General features: G+C 72.9%; 4 protein-coding genes. 3 read left to right on the top strand and 1 reads right to left on the bottom strand.

All coding sequences use genetic code 11. The features are described from left to right. The 3 genes from Q7W29_04715 to Q7W29_04705 form a co-directional block, all read left to right on the top strand. Positions 1-1233 (top strand): FlgD immunoglobulin-like domain containing protein (locus Q7W29_04715; protein ID MDO9171119.1); only part of this gene is annotated, 1233 nt, incomplete at its 5' end. A gap of 83 nt (positions 1234-1316) precedes the next feature. After that, positions 1317-2147, top strand: coding sequence for an RNA methyltransferase (locus Q7W29_04710; GenBank protein MDO9171118.1), 831 nt, complete (start codon positions 1317-1319; stop codon positions 2145-2147). Next, the gene (locus Q7W29_04705) at positions 2144-2980 is read left to right on the top strand and encodes a peptidylprolyl isomerase (protein ID MDO9171117.1); all 837 of its coding nucleotides are present in this window, start codon (positions 2144-2146) and stop codon (positions 2978-2980) included. The genes Q7W29_04710 and Q7W29_04705 overlap by 4 nt, the downstream gene beginning before the upstream one ends. Before the next feature lie 115 nt (positions 2981-3095). Here Q7W29_04705 and Q7W29_04700 read toward each other — a convergent pair. Next, positions 3096-3522 (bottom strand): hypothetical protein (locus tag Q7W29_04700; protein MDO9171116.1); only part of this gene is annotated, 427 nt, incomplete at its 5' end.

Genomic DNA, 3522 nt, shown 5'->3' with positions numbered 1-3522 from the left:
TTCCGCCTCAACGTCGCCGAACTCAACCTCGGCACCACCCTGCCGACGACCCTCGCCACCCTCGACATCCCCGGCGACGCCCGCGCCGTCGAGATCGCGGGTGATTATGCCTTCGTCGCCGACGGCTACGACGGCCTGCAGGTGCTGGACGTCGGCGACCCGTCGGCGCCCGTCCTGGTCGCCTCGGTCGACACGCCGGACTTCGCCCACGGTCTGGACGTCGCCGACGGCTACGCCTATGTGGCCGACTTCGGCTCCGGCCTGCAGATCGTCGACATCGGCGACCCGCTGGCGCCGGAAATCGTCGGCGCCGTCGACCTGCCCGGCGAGACCCTGGGCGTGGCGGTCGCCGGCGGCTACGCCTACGCGGGTTCCGGCCCCGCCGGCCTGTTCGTCATCGACGTGAGCGATCCCGCGCTGCCCCAGATCGTCGGCTCCGTCGACACGCCCGACTGGGCGACGGGCGTGGGCTGCTTCGGCGATTACGTCTACGTGGCCGACGGGCACAGCGGCCTCTTCGTCATCGACGTCGCCGATCCCGCGTCGCCCGCGATCGTCGGCAGCCTGGACCTGCCCGAGGCCGCCGTCGACCTGGAGGTGCGCTGGCCGCTGGTCTACGTCGCCGACCACTGGGCCGGCCTGATGATCGTGGACGTGAGCGACCCGGCCGCGCCGCAGGTCGTGGGCTCGTACGACACCCCGGACATCGCGCGCGACGTCGTGGTGGCCGGCGGCTACGCCTACGTGGCCGAGGAGACCGGCAGCGTCCAGGTGATCGACATCACCCAGCCGACGGCGCCGACGTTCGTGGCGGGGCTGTCGGCGCCGCCGATCTCCTACGGCGTCGCCACCGCCGACGACCTGGTGATGGTCGCCTGCGGCGAGGCCGGCGTGGTCACGGCCCGGCGGCAGTGCCTGGCAGCCGCCACCGCGGTTCCCGAGGCGAGCCCGCCGCCGCCGGTGCGCTTCGCCAGCCCGTACCCGAACCCGTTCAACCCGCGCACGACCCTGTCGTTCGCGCTCGAAGCCCCGGGGATGGTCGCATTGACGGTCCACGACCTCGCCGGCCGCGAGGTGGCGCGCCTGGTCGACGGGATGCGCCCCGCCGGGATCGGTTCAACCGTCTGGTCGGGGCGCGATGCGCAGGGCCGCAGGGTCCCCTCGGGCGTCTACGTGGCGAGGCTCGAGGCGGCGGGCGTCGTCGCGACGCACAAGCTCGTCCTGCTGAAGTAGCGGCCCCGGCGCGTGACAAGCGGCCCGCGGGGGGCGATATTGGGGGGACGGACGACCAGCCATCCCCCCAGAGGACGAAACCCGTGGCCCGCTTCCCCCACGACCCCGTCGACCCCGCGGCCCAGGCGGTGCTGGACAACGTCCGCATCGTGCTGAGCCGCACCACCGAGCCGCGCAACGTCGGCGCCACGGCCCGCGCCATCAAGACGATGGGCCTGTCGCGCCTGGTGCTGATCTCGCCCCACGACCCCTACGGCGAGCGGGCCCGCGCGCTGGCCCACGGGGCCGAGGACGTGCTCGACGGCGCGCAGGTCGTGCTGGACCACCGGGCCGCGGTGCGCGACTGCCTAGTCGTGGCCGGCACCACCGCGCGCCCCCGCGAGCTGCGCAAGGGCGCGCTGCTGCCGCCGCACGAGCTGGCGGCGCTGCTGATCGAGCACGCGGCCGAGGGGCCGGTGGCCCTGATGTTCGGCACCGAGCGCACCGGGCTGACCAACGACGAGGTCTACGCCTGCCGCTACGTCTGCGCGATCGACACCGCCCCCGAGCAGCCGTCCCTGAACCTCTCGCAGGCCGTGATGGTCCTGAGCTACGAGCTGCGCCGGGCCTGGCGCGCGGCCTGCACGACGCCGCGGCGCGAGCCGAGCCGCCGGCCCGAGATGCGCGTCAACCACCCGCACCGCTCCACGAAGCTGCCGACGCAGGACGAGCTGGACGCGATGTACGAGCACCTCGGCGCGGCCATGGCGGCGGTCGGCTTCGAGCCGCCGGAGCGGGAGAAGTTCCTGACCTACATGCGCCACCTCCACATGCGCGCGGGGATCGTGGACTGGGAGCTGCAGATCCACCACCTGCTCTCCAGCAAGATCCTGCACGCCACCGGGGCCGACCCCTACCGGAAGGGCGAACGATGACCCCACGGCGACTCGCGTTGCTGGCGGCCCTGGCGGGCGTGGTCGCGCTGACGGCCTTCGGGCTGCTGCGCGGCCGCGCACCGGCCGCCCCGCGGGCGGAGCGTTCCCCGACGGCCGCCGCGGATTCCCTCGTGACCGCGCGGGGGATGACCGACCTGCGGACGCAAGCGGTCGCCGGCGCGCACATCCTGATCTCCCACCGCGACGCCCGTCCGGCGATGCCGGGCGTCACGCGCACGCGGGACGAAGCGCACGCCCTGGCCGTGCGGGTCGCGACCGAGATCTTCGACAAGCGCGCCTCGTTCGACGAGATGGCCCGCCGCTACTCCGACGACGCCCACTCGGCGCGCCTCGGCGGCGACCTGGGCGTCGTGACGCCCGGCCGGCTGCCGCTGTCCCTGGAGGTCACCCTGTCGCAGCTGGAGATCGGGGGGATCGAGCCCTGCGTCGAGTCGCCCGCCGGCTTCCACGTGCTGATGCGCGTGCCCGTGCGGCGAGCCGTGGCCCGCCACATCCTGATCGCCTGGAAGGGGTCGGGAGGCGACGGCGGCACGATCTCCCGTTCACGGCCCCAGGCGCAGACCCTGGCCGCCGAGATCGCCGGCCAGGCGCAGGCGCCCGACGCCGACTTCTGCGACCTGGCCGCCCGCTTCTCCGACGACGAGCAGAGCCGCTTCGGGTGCGGGCTCGTCGGGCTGGTGGAGCCGGGGAATCTGGAAGCGGCCTTCGAGGAGACCCTCTTCGCCCTGAAGCCCGGCGGGATCTCCGGTGTGGTGGAAACGTCGTACGGGTTCCACATCGTGAAGCGCGACCCGGAGCCGCCGCCGCGGTGACGGCCGCCGCCAAGCACGAGGAAGCGGGAGAGGTTGCCCTCTCCCGCTTCCCGTTTGCGGAGGTTCGTCGCGTCCTGGGGGGGATTCCGACACGCCCTCCGCGGGATCGTTGCGGCTAGTACAGGCTCTTGACCTGGCCCCAGCTCATCTCCTCGGCGCCGACCACGATCGTCAGCAGCGAGGTCAGACCGTCGGCCGTCCACTGCACGGCGTTGTTGTCCGCCACCTTGGGCGCGTCGTAGCTGGGATGGTTGACGATCTGCAGCTGGGCGTCGACCATCAGGTAGTTGAGGGTGGACAGCTGCAGGGTGTAGAGCAGGCCCGGGTCGGTGCCGAACACCGGCAGGTAGCTGTACAGGCCCATCTCCACGCCGGTGGCCGGGTTGCCGAAGATCAGGCCGGCGGCCGGGGTCGCGTTCAGGATCAAGACGCGCGGGTCGATGTTCAGCTTGAAGGCGGCGCCGCCGACCATCATCTCGGCGTTGCGGACCAAGATCCAGGCGTTGTGGATCTCGGTCACGCCACCGTTCTGGGTCGCCACG

The sequence above is a fragment of the bacterium genome (assembly GCA_030654305.1).
GTDB lineage: Bacteria > Krumholzibacteriota > Krumholzibacteriia > LZORAL124-64-63 > LZORAL124-64-63 > PNOJ01.
The sequence above is the reverse complement of the archived record's forward strand: the minus strand, read 5'-3'. Positions and strand labels throughout refer to the sequence as shown.

Excerpts from the sequence above, each read along its gene's own strand:
- Q7W29_04705 (MDO9171117.1), top strand. The coding sequence starts at position 2,144 with ATGACCCCACGGCGACTCGCGTTGCTGGCGGCCCTGGCGGGCGTGGTC.